Source organism: Arthrobacter sp. NyZ413 (genome assembly GCF_049390645.1).
Taxonomy (GTDB): Bacteria; Actinomycetota; Actinomycetes; order Actinomycetales; family Micrococcaceae; genus Arthrobacter.
In genome coordinates, this window is the sequence record NZ_CP155434.1 from 2,826,331 (window position 1) to 2,841,709 (window position 15,379).

Genomic DNA, 15,379 nt, shown 5'->3' on the forward strand with positions numbered 1-15,379 from the left:
CCGGAGCCACGCAGCCGCGATACGCTTGACTAATGCAACAAACGAAAACCGCCGTGTACGTCCGCGCCCTTTGTACCGTGACGGCCGCCGCGGTTTCGCTCCTTGGCCTGTCAGCCTGTACACCCGCCGTCGATGTCCAGGCGGCTTCCGATGCCGCCAATCCCGCGTGTGCGCCCATGATGGTGGCCCTCCCCGACAAGGTGGGCGACGCGTCCCTGCGGAACACAAACAGCCAGGCCACGGCCGCATGGGGAGACCCGTCGGTGCTGATCCTCCGATGCGGTGTCAACATACCGGGCCCCACCACGGACCGTTGCGTCACGGTCAACGACGTCGACTGGGTCATCAAGGAAGGCGACCCCGTCTGGACGCTCACCACTTACGGGCGCGAACCAGCGACCGAAATCCTGATGGATCCGAACAAGATCAGCTCCGCCACAGTCCTCGCCGACCTCGCACCGGCGGCGGCCAAGATCAAAGCCGTCCGCAAGTGCGTGGGCCAGCCGGAGCTGCTGCAGGGCCTGCCGACCAGCAAGTAGCCGACGCCGGGCCGTCCGGAGTGCAGCTGCGGGCGGCTGCACTCCGCCGCCAGGGGACGCCCCACTGCTCGCGGAGGAACTGCTTCCTGGGGACCGCTGCTAGCGCAGGCCGGTTTTCCGGTGGAGAGCCAAATAGATGAGTTCGTCAATCAGTTCCGGATAGGCCAAGCCCGAGGCCGCCCACATCTGCGGATACATGCTCTTGGGCGTGAACCCCGGCATCGTGTTGATTTCGTTAATGATGAGCTCGCCCTCGGGCGTATAGAAAAAGTCCACACGGCTGAGGCCTTCAGCACCGACGGCGTCGAACGCCGCCGCGGCGAGCTCGCGGACACGCGCGATGGCATCTTCCGGGATGTCCGCGGGGCAACTCAGCGCAGCTGCGCCGTCTTCCACATACTTGGCGTTGAAATCGTAGAATTCATGTTCGCCGGGAGCGACTGCGATCTCACCGGGCATCGACGTGCGGGGCGCGTCAGTACCGCGGCCCTCGAGCACGGCGCATTCGATTTCCCGGCCAACAATACCTGCCTCGATCACAAGCTTGAGATCGTGCTTGCGGGCTTCCTCGATGGCGGCATCCAGCCCCTCCATGGAATCCACTTTGGAAATGCCCATGGACGAGCCCGCGCGGGCCGGCTTCACGAACACGGGGAAACCGAGGCGGTCCACACGCTTGCGAACCGCTTCGGCGTCGTTCATCCATTCCCGGTCCGTGACGGCCACATAGGGACCTACGGCCAAGCCGGCCGCTTCGAAGACGACCTTCATGAAGTGCTTGTCCATCCCGACGGCGGACGCCAGGACTCCGGCGCCGACGTATCGGGTGTCGGAGAGCTCCAGGAGTCCTTGGATAGTGCCGTCTTCGCCCCAGGGACCGTGCAGGAGGGGGAACACGACGTCGACGGCACCCAGTTCCTCGGGCACGGCGTTCGGAGCCGTGACAATGAGCTGGTGGGATCCGCCAACCTCGGCGAGCGTGACGGTCTTCGCGGAGGGACCTACTTCCGGCAAGGACGAAGCGCTTAGCGACCACTGGCTGACGTCGCCGGAGGGAATAACCCATTGGCCGCTCTTGGCGATCCCGATCGGAATGACGTCGTACTTTTCCTGGTCGATGGCCCCCAGGACTCCCGCCGCCGTCACGCAGCTCACCGCGTGCTCGCTGGACCTGCCCCCGAACAAGATCGCGACGCGTGGGCGGTTGCTTTCAGCCGGGCTCGCGGTGGCCGCCGCGCCAGCAGGCTCGGCGGTAGCGGCGGAAATGGATTCATTGGTCACGGTCAGTAATCGCCTTCGGACTTCAGGGATCGGGCCAAGAGTGTGGGCCCAAGTTGATCAACGGACAATTTGCCTTCAAGGACGGCTACCACTGCGGCTGTGATCGGCATTTCCACACCGAGTTTCCCGGCCAGTTCGTAGACAGCGTACCCGGATTTGATGCCTTCCGCGGTTTGCGTCATGCGCTCGGCCACCTGCTCGAGCGTCAGGCCTTGCCCGAGCAGACGGCCTGCCGTGTGGTTGCGGGACAGAGGCGAAGAACAGGTGGCCACGAGGTCTCCGAGGCCGGCGAGGCCGGCCATGGTGTGTGCTTCGCCGCCCAGCGCCAAGGCCAGGCGCGTCGTCTCCGCGAGGCCCCGGGTAATCACCGAGGCTTTGGTGTTGTCCCCCATCTCCTTGCCTTCGCAGATGCCGACGGCGAGGGCGATCACGTTCTTCACGATCCCGCCGATTTCGACGCCGATCACATCATTGCTCGTGTAAGGGCGGAAGTAGGGCGCCGTGCAGCAGTGCGCAATTGCGGCGGCGGTGGGCTCGTCGCTGCACGCCACAACGGAGGCCGTTGGCTCCTGGCGTGCGATCTCCATGGCCAGGTTGGGACCGGAAATGACGGCGACCCGCTCGTGCGGAATACCCAGTTCCTCCGAAATGACCTGGCTCATGCGCGAATCCGTACCGAGTTCCAAGCCCTTCATGAGGGACACCACCACAGCTCCCGGCGCAACAAACGGCTTCCATTCCCGTAGCTGCAGCCTGAGCGACTGGGCGGGGACAGCCAGAATCACGATTCCCGCGCCGTCCAACACCTTGGAAACATCCGTTGATGCCGTGATGGACTCGGGAAGCGCAACGTCTTTCAAGTACTGCTCGTTACGGTGCTCCGCGTTGATTTGGGAAACAACCTCGCTCCGCCGGCCCCACATCCGGATGTCCCGCCGCACCCCGGTTGCCGTGGCGGCATCGGCCAGGACCTTCGCGAAAGTAGTACCCCACGAACCGGCGCCAAGCACCGCGACAACGGCGGAGTCAGCAGCAAGCAATTCGCCAGCGGTCACTTCGGCCCGTCCGTGCCGTTGCGCTCGGCGGAGTCGCCGGCTTGGGATCCCTGGCTCTCAAAGCGACCGTGCTTGGACTGGTTATGTGCCGCAGGGTCCCAACGTTCGGCAGGCGGTTCTTCCCCCCGCAAAGTGGCAAGCAGTTCGGTAATGGCGTCCATGATGACGTCCGTTGCCTCCATCAGGGTGGTGCGGTCCATGGGCCGGTCCCTGAACGCGCTGAGGTCCACGGGGTCCCCTACCAGGATCCTCGAAGTCTTCCGGGGGAAGACATAAAGGCGCTTCGCGTATCGAGGGAACACCTCATGGGCACCCCAATGGGCGATCGGCACTACCGGGGCTCCGGTCTTGATAGCCAGGCGCGCTGCGCCCGTGTGCCCCTTCATCGGCCACAAGTCGGGATCGCGGGTCAGTGTTCCCTCGGGATAGATGATGATCGCTCCCCCGGAATCAACCACCGCCTGGGCGGCTTGCAACGATCGGTTCGCACCCGTCGTCGAACGCTCCACCGGAATCTGGTTGGTGGCACGCAGCAACGAACCCAGGACGGGCGCCTTGAAGAGACCGGCCTTCGCGAGGAAGTGCGGCGGGCGCTTGTTGTTGTAGAGCATGTGCCCTACGACGACGGGGTCGATCTCGGTGCAGTGGTTGGGGGCGGCGATGAAGCCCCCGGCGGGGAGCTTCTCCGTCCCTTCCCACTTTTTCGCCATCAAGAGGTTCATCAGCGGACGCGCAACGCCTGCGAGAACAGCGAACATGGCACGGCTCTGGGCCGATTCCTTCAAGGTATCCCCCGTTACTTGGCGTCGTTGATGTCGAAATCGGCGCCCAAGGCGGCCAGTTTTTCGGTGAAGCGCTCGTAGCCGCGATTGATGATGTCGATCCCGGTCACCCTTGAGGTGCCCGTCGCGGCGAGCGCGGCGATCAAGTGGCTGAATCCGCCGCGGAGATCGGGGATGTCGATATCGGTGCCCCTGAGTGGAGTCGGTCCCGAAATCACGGCGGAATGCAGGAAGTTGCGCTGGCCGAAGCGGCACGGCACGCTGCCCAGGCACTCGCGGTGGAGTTGGATGGTCGCGCCCATGCGGGCCAAGGCGTCGGTGAACCCGAAACGGTTCTCGTAGACCGTTTCATGCACGATCGAAACGCCTTCGGCCTGCGTCAAGGCAACCACCAAAGGCTGCTGCCAGTCCGTCATGAAGCCCGGATGCACGTCCGTTTCGAGGACGAGCGGGCTGAGCTTGCCGCCGGGGTGGTAGAACCGGATGCCGTCCTCGCGGATGTCCATGCCCCCGCCCACCTTGCGGTAGGTGTTGAGGAAGGTCATCATGTCCCGCTGCGACGCACCCTCGACGAAGATGTCTCCTCGCGTTACAAGTGCGGCCGACGCCCATGAGGCCGATTCGTTGCGGTCGGGCAAGGCCCTGTGGTCGTAGCCGCCGAGGTCCTTGACCCCTTCGATCCTGATAGTGCGGTCCGTCTGGACGCTGATGATGGCGCCCATTTTCTGCAGCACCGCAATGAGGTCGACGACTTCAGGTTCGGTGGCTGCACCGCTGAGTTCAGTAATTCCCTCTGCACGCGTAGCGCTCAGGAGGACTTGCTCCGTGGCTCCGACCGATGGGTATGGCAGGGAGATCTTGGCGCCGTGGAGCCCCTTGGGCGCTGAGATGTGGATCCCGCCGGGACGCTTCTCGACGACGGCACCGAACTGGCGCAGGACATTCAGGTGGTAGTCGATGGGCCGATCACCGATCTTGCAACCGCCGAGGTCAGGGATGAATGCTTCGCCGATCGCATGGATCAGCGGGCCGCACAGGAGGATCGGAATGCGGGAGTCGCCCGCGTGTGCGTCGATTGCCGTGCTTGACGCGGTCTTGGCGCCCTTCGGGTCCAGCGTGAGATCGCCGGTCACCGGGTCCTTTTCGACGGTCACTCCGTGGAGCTGCAAAAGGCTGGTGACGACCTCCACGTCCTTGATTTCCGGGACGTTCCGCAGCACCGAGGGTTCGTTGCCGAGGAGGGAAGCAACCATGGCCTTGGGAACAAGGTTCTTGGCACCTCTGACGGTGACACGGCCGGTCAAAGGGACTCCGCCGCGGATTGTCAGGACACTACTCATCTATACCGGTTTCCTCACACGTTGATGCCCCCACACTTACGAAGGCTCAAGCTAAGCATAAAAGCTGGCGTTACCGATTCGAAATGCATCGTGCCGAGGCGGGTTGCGGTGGGGCGGGGTGCCGGTGTTCGCGTAACCGGGGTTTTCCACATACGACGACGGCGGGCTGGCCACCGCGGGTTTCACGCCAGAGGCTGGAGGCATGGCACCCTTCAGGCCCGATACCTGGGTCACCCCGTACTCCAACCCCGACGACGACCACGGGAGTCGCACCGTCGCGAGGGCGGCCCGGCGTGGAGAGCTCGTGCGGATCCGACGTGGGCTGTACCGTCCTCCGGACCGTTGGGTGGATCTAGAACCGTGGGAACGATTCCGGGTCAAAATCCAGGCCGTCAACGACGCCGCCCGCAAGCCGCCGGTCTTTTGCGGCCAGTCAGCGGCGGCTTTGTGGGACCTCCCACTCGTCGACGTCCCGGACGAAGTGGAAACCTTGGTCTTCCCTGGCCGCGGCGGGGGCAGGTCCAAGAACGGCATCCGGCGCCGGACAGCAGGCATAGGAGATACAGAAATAGCCCGCGTGGACGGCTTGCTGGTGACTTCCGAGGACCGGACCATCAGGGATCTCGCCATTCGACTGCCATTGACCGGATCACTGCCGGCCGTGGACCGTGCAGCGTTGTTTTGGCAGAGGACGGGACGGCCTCCGGAGGAATTCGGCGACGGGATACGTTCCACGCTTGGCACCCTGAGCAACGCAAAGCAGCAGCGAACCCACCGGGTCCTCGCCGCGGCTGATCCCCGATCCGGCTCGTCGGGCGAGTCCCTCAGCCGGGCCGTCATGATCCAAGCGGGTCTTCCAAAGCCCCGGATCCAGGAGCCGCACCACGACTCCGACGGGCTCATCGGCTACTCGGACTTCTACTGGCCGGACCATGGCGTCGTGGGCGAATTCGATGGCTGGGCCAAATACAGCCGAGGCGAATATCTGGCCGGAAGGACTCCCGAAGACGTACTGGAAGCGGAAAAGATCCGTGAGGATCGGCTACGCGCAACAGGGCTGACAGTGGTCCGATGGATGTGGCCCGCTGCAAAGGATCCGGCCGAATTGCTCCACAAACTGCGCAACGCCGGGATCAGGCCATGAACATCCGGCAAACCCACATCGCACAAGGTGCCCGTTGCCCCGGGTCCTACTGCCCTCGGCCGCGTGCCCCAAAGGTCCGCACCCCAAAGTTCTGCACCGCAAAGTTCCGCGCCGCAAGTGCCCAAAAAAGGACAGGCGCACCCGATGCTTCGGGTGCGCCTGTCCTTTCAAGAAGCGGAGCATCCGTGCCGCGACGAACGGCCGGCAGGATGTTACTGCGTCCGCGCGGGGAGGGTCTTCGGCTTGAAGGATGGCCTCGTGGCCTCGTACGCCATGATGTCTTCCTCGTGCTGGAGCGTCAGTCCAATGTCGTCAAGGCCTTCGAGGAGGCGCCACCGCGTGTAATCGTCGATGTCGAACGGGGCCACGACGTTGCCGCATTCCACCGTCTTGGAAACGAGGTCCACTTTGACTTCGGTGCCGGGAGCGTTTTCGAGCACCTTCCAGATGAGTTCAATATCGTCCTGGGCCACCTGGGCCGCCAGGAGTCCCTGCTTTCCCGAGTTGCCGCGGAAGATGTCCGCGAACCTGGAGGACAGCACGGCCTTGAAACCGTAGTCCTTCAGCGCCCAGACTGCGTGTTCACGGGAAGATCCCGTCCCGAAGTCGGGGCCGGCCACGAGCACGGAACCCGCGCTGAAGGGCTCCTGGTTCAAGATGAAGGATTCGTCCTTCCGCCAACCGGCGAACAAGGCGTCTTCGAAGCCGGTGCGGGTGATCCGTTTCAGGTACACCGCAGGGATGATCTGGTCAGTGTCGACGTTGCTCTGGCGCAGCGGGACGCCGATACCGGTGTGGGTGGTGAATTTTTCCATGGGATCCTCCTAGGCGGCGTCGGTGGTGGTGGATGCCGGGACCGCGACGGGTTCGAGGTCCGACGGCGAACTGAGCGTTCCCCGGATGGCCGTTGCAGCGGCAACAACCGGCGATACCAGGTGGGTCCGCCCGCCCTTGCCTTGGCGTCCTTCGAAGTTGCGGTTCGACGTGGAGGCGCACCGCTCCCCCGGTTCGAGTTGGTCAGGGTTCATGCCGAGGCACATCGAGCAACCGGCGAAGCGCCATTCCGCACCGAATTCCTTGAAGACCTTGTCGAGGCCCTCGGCTTCGGCTTCCAAGCGGACCCGGGCGGAGCCGGGAACTACGAGCATGCGCACCTTGGGGTCCTTTTCCCGGCCGCGGATGATGTCGGCCGCCGCGCGGAGGTCCTCGATGCGGGAGTTGGTGCACGAACCCAGGAAGACGGTGTCCACCCGGATGTCCTTCATGGGCGTACCGGCCTCAAGTCCCATGTACTGCAGGGCGCGCTCGGCCGCGAGCTTGGCGTTCTCGTCGCCGAAGTCTTCCGGAGAAGGGACCTCGGCGGACAGGGAGACACCTTGTCCCGGGTTGGTACCCCACGTCACGAAGGGCTCCAGTGTGTCGGCGTCGAGGTCCACCTCAACATCGAAGCGCGCATCGTCGTCGGTGCGGAGCGTGTTCCAGTACTCCACAGCTGCGTCCCAATCGGCGTCCTGCGGAGCGTGGGGACGGCCCTGCATGTAGTCATACGTCGTCTGGTCCGGAGCGACCATGCCCGCGCGGGCACCGGCTTCAATGGACATGTTGCAAATGGTCATGCGGGCGTCCATCGACAAAGCCCGGATGGCGGAGCCACGGTATTCCAGGACGTAGCCCTGGCCACCGCCCGTGCCGATCTTGGCGATGACGGCCAGGATGATGTCCTTCGCTGTCACGCCGGGCCGCAGCGTGCCCTCGACGTTGATTGCCATCGTCTTGAACGGCTTGAGCGACAACGTCTGGGTGGCCATGACGTGTTCCACCTCGGACGTTCCGATGCCCATCGCGAGCGCACCGAACGCGCCATGGGTGGACGTGTGGGAGTCGCCGCAGACAACGGTCATGCCAGGCTGGGTGAGGCCCAACTGCGGGCCGACGACGTGCACGATGCCCTGTTCGGCATCGCCCAAGGAGTGCAGGCGGACGCCGAACTCCTTGCAGTTGTGGCGCAGGGTCTCGATCTGGGTCCGGCTCGTGAGGTCGGCAATCGGCTTGTCGATGTCCAGCGTCGGAGTGTTGTGGTCCTCGGTAGCGATGGTGAGGTCCGGCCGGCGCAGGGGGCGGCCGGCGAGCCGCAGGCCCTCGAAGGCCTGGGGCGAGGTGACTTCGTGCACGAGGTGCAGGTCGATGAACAAAAGATCCGGCTGGGCGTTGGCTCCTTCACCATCGCCCTTGCGCACAACGTGCGCGTCCCAGACTTTTTCGGCCAGTGTCTTTCCCACGGCCTGCTCCCTTCAGTGCGGTTGGCTTGACTACTTCAACTGAACATCAGCGCGTCGAACGGCGCCAGCGAAACAACTTGCATCTCAGATATTGAGACGGCAATATCATTACATGGACAATTCTAGTGGAGTCGGCGTCATCGATAAAGCGGCCCAAGTGCTCGACGCACTTGAGGCGGGACCCACCACCCTCGCGCAGCTCGTGGCCGCTACGGGACTGGCACGCCCGACCGTGCACCGCCTGGCCCTGGCCCTCGTCCACCACCGCCTTGTCAGCCGGGATATCCAAGGCCGTTTTGTCCTTGGCAGCCGCCTTGTCGAGCTCGCTTCCGCGGCGGGAGAGGACCGGCTGATTGCCTCGGCCGGACCCGTTCTCGTCCAACTTCGCGATGCGACCGGTGAAAGCGCGCAGATCTTCCGCCGCCAGGGCGACTGGCGAGTGTGTGTTGCTTCCGCCGAACGCCCCATCGGATTGCGAGACACCATCCCTGTAGGCACCCAACTGTCCATGAAGGCAGGTTCCGCCGCCCAGATCCTGCTCGCCTGGGAGGACCACGACCGCCTCTTGGACGGGCTCCAGAATGCGCGTTTCACGCCGACGGTCCTCGCGGGAGTTCGACGCCGGGGCTGGGCACAGAGCCTCGGCGAACGGGAACCGGGGGTCGCCTCAGTCTCCGCACCAGTGCGCGGACCTTCCGGCCGCGTCATCGCCGCCGTGTCCATTTCGGGTCCGATCGAACGCCTTACCCGCCAACCTGGCCGGCTGCACGCGGAAGTAGTGTGCAACGCTGCCCGCGTCCTGACCGAAGCCTTGCGGAAGAACAACGACTAAAGCCGTGCAGCCAGCCATTGCCAGTAGGGTTGGCGCATGAACAGCTTTGCGGTATTCCTCCGCGGCATCAACGTTGGCGGAATCAACATCAAAATGGGCGACCTGAAGGCTGCCCTCGCGTCCTGCCCTTTCACGGGCGTCAAAACCCTCCTGGCCAGCGGCAACGTCGTGCTTCAAAGCGAATTGGACGCCGCACAGGTCAAAGAAACCTTTGAAAAATGCTTGAGGGACACCTTCGGCTATGACGCTTGGGTCGTCGTCCTCCCTGCCGGCAGGCTCGCCGAGCTGGTAGACGTTTGTCCCTATCCTGCCGACGACAAAACGACGCACAGCTACGTCACGCTGGCTTCGGATACGGCCATGCTCGATGAACTGTTCGACGCAGGAGCGGCACTGGGAGAGCCTGGCAATGGCGGCGTCGAGCAGGTCCGGCTCGGTCCCGAAGCCACGGCATGGCTAGCTCCCGCCGGAGGAACGTTGGACAGCCCCTTCAGCAAGCTCTCCTCGAAAGCCCGCTACAAGGTGAGCACCACTACCAGGAACCTGCGCACCCTCATCAAAGTCCGGGACGCGGCAGCGGCGCTGTAAGCCCGTGAAGGCGCCAAAAGGGTAAGTACCCCGCAACCAAGTGGGTTTCGGGCAAAAAGAAAGCTTCGGAAAAAAGAAACCCCCGGAAACCCTTTGGGTTTCCGGGGGAATTTGTGACCCCAGCGGGATTCGAACCCGCGTTACCGCCGTGAGAGGGCGGCGTACTAGGCCGCTATACGATGGGGCCTTGCACTTTACTTCTTGCCGTACTTTATTTCTGGCCGTACTTTATTTCTGGCCGTACCTTATTTCTCTACTCGAACACCGTTTCCGCCATTCAAGCTGAATGAGTATTTCACACATTCCCTTTCGTTTCAAATCGGCGGACCTCTTCGAAACTCCTGAATTATCGGGCAAATACCCGAATTATTCAGAGCTGGGATACCAGGACTCGAACCTAGAATGACGGTACCAGAAACCGTAGTGTTGCCAATTACACCATATCCCATTGGCGCTTTTAGGCCGGATATTCAGGCCTAAACCTTCCCTCCGTGCCCCTCAGCACGAGTAATTACTCTACCCGAGACTTTCGATGCGCACAAATCGAGAGGAACCCGCGTCGGGCAAAAGCCCTGTTGGCTGCATCACATCCGACAGCTTCCGCTCCAGTTGAACCCGGGCAGCACCTGGTGCGGCCGGGTTCAACTGTTCAGGCAAGCAATCGGGACAAGGAGTCGATTTCGGTGCCCTTGAAATCGACGACGACTTCCCCGGTCCGGTTCAGCCAAACACCGAGCAATCCCGCCGCGGTGGCGCCGTCTGCGTCGAGCAGCCGGTTGTCCCCCACGAAAAGGGTCTCGGCCGGATCGGTGCCAAGGCGTCGGACGCCTTCGAGGTAGATGGCGGGGTCCGGCTTGGGCACCCCGACGGTGTCGGTCCCGACCAGCACCGAGACGCGTTCGAGCCCGGCGCTGTCGAGCTTGACCCGCTGGTAATCGTGAACGTTGTTGCTGACGGCACCGTATGGGATCCCAGCCGCGTCAAGCGCATCGAGGATCGGCGCGACATCGCTGAAAGCCCTCACCAGGCTGGGCTGCAGGAGGGCGTAGTCGTTGAGCCACACGTGGGATTCCTCGCCGCTGAGTTCGACGCCGAAATGACCCAATGCCGCCCGTCCCCGCAGGAGCCTCTGCTCGTTGAAGGTCAATTCACCCGCGAGGTAGCGGTCGTAGAAATGAGTGGTCTCGTGCGTGAAGATGCGGCCGAACTTCTCCCACCCGGCCTGGTCAAGGCCGGGCAGGAGATGTTCGCTGACGTTACGCAATGCGGTGGTCATGGCAAACTCGAGGTCCACCAAGGTGTCGTCGATGTCGAACAAGACACCTTTGACCGTGCCAAACGAAGCGTGGAATGTGCTGCTCACGGTTTGCCTGGTCTAGCCGCGGAACGAACGCAAACGCGTGAGCGAGGATTCCTTGCCCAGGATGACCATCGATTCGAAGAGCGGCGGCGAGATGCGGCGGCCCGAGATGGCGGTCCTGACCGGGCCGAACGCGAGGCGCGGCTTGATGCCGAGATCCTCGACGAGTGCCTGCTTGAGCGCCGTCTGGATACCCTCGGCGCTCCAGTCTTCCACGGGCTCCAAGGCTGCCAGCGCTGCGTCGAGCACCTCGCCCAGATTCTCGGGAAGGCCCTTGCGGGCGTCCTCGGCGATGTCGATCTTGTCGTCGCCCTTGAACAGGAAGGCGAGCATTTCCGGCCCTTCACCCAAAAGGGTGATCCGTTCCTGGATCAGGGGTGCCGCTTCGGCGAGGATCTCCTCCTCGCGCGGGGTCAGGATCTCACCCACGAAACCGGCGGTGCGCAGGTACGGGACAAGCCGCTCCCGGAAGTCCCCGGGCGTCAGCATACGGACATGGGTGCCGTTGATGGCTTCGGCCTTCTTGAGGTCGAAGCGCGCCGGGTTGCCCAGGACATCGTGGATGTCGAAATGCTCCACGAGCTGTTCGACCGTGAAGATGTCCTCGTCCGCGCTGAGGGACCATCCCAGCAACGACAAGTAGTTGAGCAGTCCTTCGCGGATGAAGCCACGCTCGCGGTGAAGGAACAGGCTGGATTCGGGATCGCGCTTGGAGAGCTTCTTGTTGCCCTGGCCCATGACGTAGGGAAGGTGGCCGAACTCCGGCATGTACTCGGCCACACCGATCGCGTACAGGGCGCGGTAGAGGGCGATCTGCCGCGGGGTCGAGCTGAGCAGGTCCTCGCCGCGGAGGACGTGGGTGATTCCCATGATGGCGTCGTCCACTGGATTCACCAGGGTGTACAAGGGCGCACCGTTGGCGCGCACCACGGCGAAGTCCGGCACGGAACCGGCCTTGAACGTGATTTCACCGCGGACGAGGTCGTTGAAGGTCAAGTCTTCATCCGGCATGCGAAGGCGCAACACAGGCTGGCGGCCTTCGGCTTTGTACTGCGCGAGCTGTTCCTCGGTCATGTGACGGTCGAATCCGTCGTATCCGAGCTTGGGGTCGCGGCCGGCCGCACGGTGCCGGGCTTCAATTTCCTCGGGGGTGGAGTAGGACTCGTAGATGTGCCCGCCGGCCTTCAGCTTGGCGATGACGTCCTGGTAGATGTCGCTGCGCTGCGACTGGCGGTACGGTTCGTGGGGACCGCCCACCTCGACGCCTTCGTCCCAGTTGATGCCGAGCCACTTCAGCGCCTCTAGCAACTGGTGGTAGCTCTCTTCGCTGTCACGGGCGGAATCGGTGTCTTCGATGCGGAAAACCAGCTTGCCGCCCGTGTGCCGCGCGTACGCCCAGTTGAAGAGTGCCGTACGGATCAATCCGACGTGCGGGGTTCCCGTGGGCGAAGGGCAGAACCGGACGCGGACAGGGGTTTCGGCGTTGACGGCGGGAATTGACGAAGTTGAAGAGTTCGACGTGGCAGCAGTAGTCATAGTGGTTCCAACTTTACCGCGTGGAACCTGCCGGAATTCGCCGGAGGAAGCGCCCGACGGCGGCACCCGGCTTTCCGTTCACCGCGCCGCCGGGTGCCGCCGTCGGACCTTACATGCAGTGTCGCCTAGCGGCGGACCACCGGGTTGGACAAGCGGCCGATGCCTTCGATCTCGACCTCGTACCGGTCGCCTTCCTGCACGAGGCCTACGCCGGCCGGTGTTCCAGTCATGATGACATCGCCGGGCAACAGCGTGAATGCCTGCGAAACAACGGACACGAGCTCGCGCACGCCGCGGATCATCTGGTTGGTGCTGCCGTCCTGGCGGAGTTCGCCGTTGAGCCAGCCCTTGATCGCCAGGTCCTCAGGATCCAGTTCCGTCTCGATCCACGGACCCAACGGTGCCGAGGTGTCAAAGCCCTTCGCGCGGGCCCACTGCAGGTCGGTCTTCTGGACGTCCCGTGCGGTGAGGTCATTCCCGCAGGTGTAGCCGAAAATGACGTCGTCGGCGCGGTCCTCCGGCACGTCTTTGCAAATCCGGCCGATGACGACGCAAAGTTCGGCTTCGAATGAGACTTCCTCCGAGAATTCCGGAAGGACGATGGGATCGTTGGGGCCCACCACGGCGGTATTCGGCTTCAGGAAGAGCAGCGGCTGCTGCGGCACCTCGTTGCCAAGTTCCTTCGCGTGCTCAGCGAAGTTTCGTCCGACGCCAATGACCTTGCTGCGGGGAATGATGGGCGCCAGGAGGCGAACGTCCTCAAGCTTGTGGCGGACGGAAGTCCGCTCAACACCGTTGAAGAAGGGATCCCCGTGGATCGCAGTGACAAACTCACTGCCGGGCTCACCTTCGACGACGCCGTAGACGGGATCAGAATCAACAACAAACCGGGCGATACGCATGGCTCCTACCCTACCGTCCGGGAGTAGCCGGTCGGCGCCCGGACGCCACGCCCGCGTCAGCCGCGGAGGTAGTCCAACTGCGCCGCAACCGAAGTTTCCGCGGCCCACCGCACGGAAGGGTCGACGTCGGGATACACCACGTCGGTGACGGCATGGACGTCTGCTTGCGCGCCGATTCGCGAGAGGGCGGCACGGATCTGGTCCAGCCGCATTTCCCGGTGGGCACGGTACTCGCGGCACACCGCATCCACCGCCGGAAGGACCGGTCCGTGCGCGGGCAACAGGGTTGCCGGACCAAGTGCCTCAAGGACGTCGAGGCTCGCGAGGTAGTCGCGCAAGGTGCCGTCGGGATAATCCAGGACAGTGGTGCCGCGGCCGAGGATGGTGTCGCCGGTCAGCACGGAGCCGCTCGGACCGTCACCCGGCAGGTGGAAACAGACCGAATCCGAGGTGTGCCCGGGAGTGGACAAGACGCGGATCGGGACTCCGCCGGCCTGGATGACCTCGCCGTTGCGCAATGGTTCGCCGCCGTGGCAGTGTGCAGGGTCCGCTGCCCGGACGGGCGCCCCGGTGAGTTCCCGGAATCGCACGGAGGCCTCGGTATGGTCCTTGTGGCGATGCGTGATGAGGACGAGTTCGACGGCGCCGCTCGCGGCCAGCGCGGCAAGGTGCGTTTCGTCGAGCGGACCGGGATCCACAACCACCACCCCGGCGGAACCAGGCGCTCCGATGACGTACGAATTGGTGCCGTCGAGGCTCATCGGGCCCGGATTGGGCGCCAGCCGGTACCGGGTCAGGGTGCTGCTTTTGACGAAGGAGGCGTCATCGACCGAACTCACGACTCCATCTTTGCATAAGCCCCGAACCCCGAAACCCCGAACCCCGTAGCATGGGTCCAGGCAGTAGGGGGATTTCAATGTTGCGAATCTGCGGGGCCCGCAGGCGGCTCTGGTGGGCGGCGATGGCAGTTGCAGCCGCCCTCGTGCTGAGTGCTTGTTCCACAGACACCGGTCTGCCCTCCCCTACGGCAACCCCACGGACCACGGTGGTGATCATCGGCGATTCGCTCAGCACAGGCCACGGCACCTCCCCCGCGGACGCCTGGCCAAACCTCGTGGAAAACGATCCCGCCTTCCAGCAGTACCAGGCGACCATCGTCAACGCCGCGCAGGACGGAAGCGGATACGTGAGCATCGGCAACGGCGGCTCGACCTTCGGATCACAAGTCGTCCAGTCAGTAACCTCCGATGCCCGATTGGTCCTGTTCTTTGGTTCCGAGAACGACATGGGCTCCCCGCCTGGGCAAACCGAACTCGCGGCATCGCAGGCATTCGCCGCCGCCAAGGAACATGCTCCCCGAGCCGCGATCCTCGTCGTGGGCCCTCCCGCCTACAGGAGCACTCCCGAGCAGGAATGCCTCGATATCAGGGACGAAGACAAGGCAGCTGCCTTGAAGGCAGGCGCCGAGTTCGTGGACCCGATCGAGCTTGGCTGGATCGTTGACGACGTCGCGAACCTCATCGGCCCTGACGGCGATCATCCTTCAGTCGCGGGACAGCATTACCTGCAGGCGCACATGGAAGCGCTCATGGAACCGATGATCAAGCGGCCGCTGCCGCAGTAGCGGCGCCCGCTGCTCGTCCCGCGGGGATAAACGCCGACGGCGGCCAGGCCACCGAAGTGGAGGGCCGCCGTCGGGCTCCAAGACAGGACCCACGCCGGCGAGGGACCCGAGCCGAGC

General features: G+C 63.9%; 15 protein-coding genes and 2 tRNA genes. 5 read left to right on the top strand and 12 right to left on the bottom strand.

What is annotated here, in order from left to right; all coding sequences use genetic code 11:
- Positions 1-32: 32 nt before the first annotated feature.
- On the top strand, positions 33-539 hold the full coding sequence (locus ABCW42_RS13195) for a DUF3515 domain-containing protein (RefSeq protein ID WP_423181664.1): 507 nt from the start codon (positions 33-35) through the stop codon (positions 537-539).
- Between the two features lie 99 nt (positions 540-638).
- Here the strand turns inward: ABCW42_RS13195 and ABCW42_RS13200 are convergent, their stop codons facing one another.
- From ABCW42_RS13200 to murA, 4 genes are read right to left on the bottom strand one after another with little or no spacing between them, the layout of a single operon-like run.
- A complete protein-coding gene (locus tag ABCW42_RS13200; RefSeq protein ID WP_423184890.1) occupies positions 639-1,805 on the bottom strand; it encodes a D-alanine--D-alanine ligase family protein in 1,167 nt (388 codons plus the stop codon).
- Positions 1,806-1,822: 17 nt separating this feature from the next.
- Positions 1,823-2,875 (bottom strand): NAD(P)H-dependent glycerol-3-phosphate dehydrogenase, encoded by a 1,053-nt coding sequence (locus tag ABCW42_RS13205; RefSeq protein ID WP_423181665.1) that lies wholly within the window; start codon positions 2,873-2,875, stop codon positions 1,823-1,825.
- A complete protein-coding gene (locus tag ABCW42_RS13210; RefSeq protein ID WP_423181666.1) occupies positions 2,872-3,660 on the bottom strand; it encodes a lysophospholipid acyltransferase family protein in 789 nt (262 codons plus the stop codon). The genes ABCW42_RS13205 and ABCW42_RS13210 overlap by 4 nt, the downstream gene beginning before the upstream one ends.
- A gap of 11 nt (positions 3,661-3,671) precedes the next feature.
- Positions 3,672-4,997 (bottom strand): UDP-N-acetylglucosamine 1-carboxyvinyltransferase, encoded by a 1,326-nt coding sequence (gene murA / locus ABCW42_RS13215; RefSeq protein WP_423181667.1) that lies wholly within the window; start codon positions 4,995-4,997, stop codon positions 3,672-3,674.
- Between the two features lie 202 nt (positions 4,998-5,199).
- Here murA and ABCW42_RS13220 point away from each other — a divergent pair, with 202 nt between their 5' ends.
- Positions 5,200-6,141, top strand: a complete 942-nt coding sequence (locus ABCW42_RS13220; protein WP_423181668.1) for a hypothetical protein — start codon at positions 5,200-5,202, stop codon at positions 6,139-6,141.
- A 212-nt stretch (positions 6,142-6,353) separates the two neighbouring features.
- Here the strand turns inward: ABCW42_RS13220 and leuD are convergent, their stop codons facing one another.
- Both leuD and leuC read right to left on the bottom strand, forming a co-directional pair.
- A complete protein-coding gene (gene leuD / locus ABCW42_RS13225; RefSeq protein ID WP_423181669.1) occupies positions 6,354-6,956 on the bottom strand; it encodes a 3-isopropylmalate dehydratase small subunit in 603 nt (200 codons plus the stop codon).
- A 9-nt stretch (positions 6,957-6,965) separates the two neighbouring features.
- Positions 6,966-8,420, bottom strand: coding sequence for a 3-isopropylmalate dehydratase large subunit (gene leuC / locus ABCW42_RS13230; RefSeq protein ID WP_423181670.1), 1,455 nt, complete (start codon positions 8,418-8,420; stop codon positions 6,966-6,968).
- Between the two features lie 112 nt (positions 8,421-8,532).
- Here leuC and ABCW42_RS13235 point away from each other — a divergent pair, with 112 nt between their 5' ends.
- Positions 8,533-9,252, top strand: a complete 720-nt coding sequence (locus ABCW42_RS13235) for an IclR family transcriptional regulator (protein ID WP_133204403.1) — start codon at positions 8,533-8,535, stop codon at positions 9,250-9,252.
- A gap of 36 nt (positions 9,253-9,288) precedes the next feature.
- Positions 9,289-9,840 carry a DUF1697 domain-containing protein gene (locus ABCW42_RS13240; protein ID WP_423181671.1) on the top strand — a complete coding sequence of 184 codons (552 nt, stop codon included), beginning with the start codon at positions 9,289-9,291 and terminating at the stop codon, positions 9,838-9,840.
- 114 nt (positions 9,841-9,954) lie between these two features.
- Here ABCW42_RS13240 and ABCW42_RS13245 read toward each other — a convergent pair.
- From ABCW42_RS13245 to ABCW42_RS13270, 6 genes are all read right to left on the bottom strand, one after another.
- Positions 9,955-10,027, bottom strand: a tRNA-Glu gene (locus ABCW42_RS13245).
- Positions 10,028-10,216: 189 nt separating this feature from the next.
- Positions 10,217-10,288, bottom strand: a tRNA-Gln gene (locus ABCW42_RS13250).
- Positions 10,289-10,489: 201 nt separating this feature from the next.
- Positions 10,490-11,203: an HAD family hydrolase gene (locus tag ABCW42_RS13255; protein WP_423181672.1), complete on the bottom strand. Its 714-nt coding sequence runs from the start codon at positions 11,201-11,203 to the stop codon at positions 10,490-10,492.
- A gap of 12 nt (positions 11,204-11,215) precedes the next feature.
- On the bottom strand, positions 11,216-12,736 hold the full coding sequence (gene gltX / locus ABCW42_RS13260; RefSeq protein WP_423181673.1) for a glutamate--tRNA ligase: 1,521 nt from the start codon (positions 12,734-12,736) through the stop codon (positions 11,216-11,218).
- Between the two features lie 125 nt (positions 12,737-12,861).
- Positions 12,862-13,638, bottom strand: a complete 777-nt coding sequence (locus ABCW42_RS13265; RefSeq protein WP_423181674.1) for a fumarylacetoacetate hydrolase family protein — start codon at positions 13,636-13,638, stop codon at positions 12,862-12,864.
- Positions 13,639-13,694: 56 nt separating this feature from the next.
- A complete protein-coding gene (locus ABCW42_RS13270; RefSeq protein WP_423181675.1) occupies positions 13,695-14,477 on the bottom strand; it encodes an MBL fold metallo-hydrolase in 783 nt (260 codons plus the stop codon).
- Positions 14,478-14,599: 122 nt separating this feature from the next.
- Between ABCW42_RS13270 and ABCW42_RS13275 the strand changes: the two genes are divergently transcribed.
- Positions 14,600-15,262 carry an SGNH/GDSL hydrolase family protein gene (locus tag ABCW42_RS13275; protein ID WP_423181676.1) on the top strand — a complete coding sequence of 221 codons (663 nt, stop codon included), beginning with the start codon at positions 14,600-14,602 and terminating at the stop codon, positions 15,260-15,262.
- The last annotated feature ends 117 nt before the right edge of the window (positions 15,263-15,379 follow it).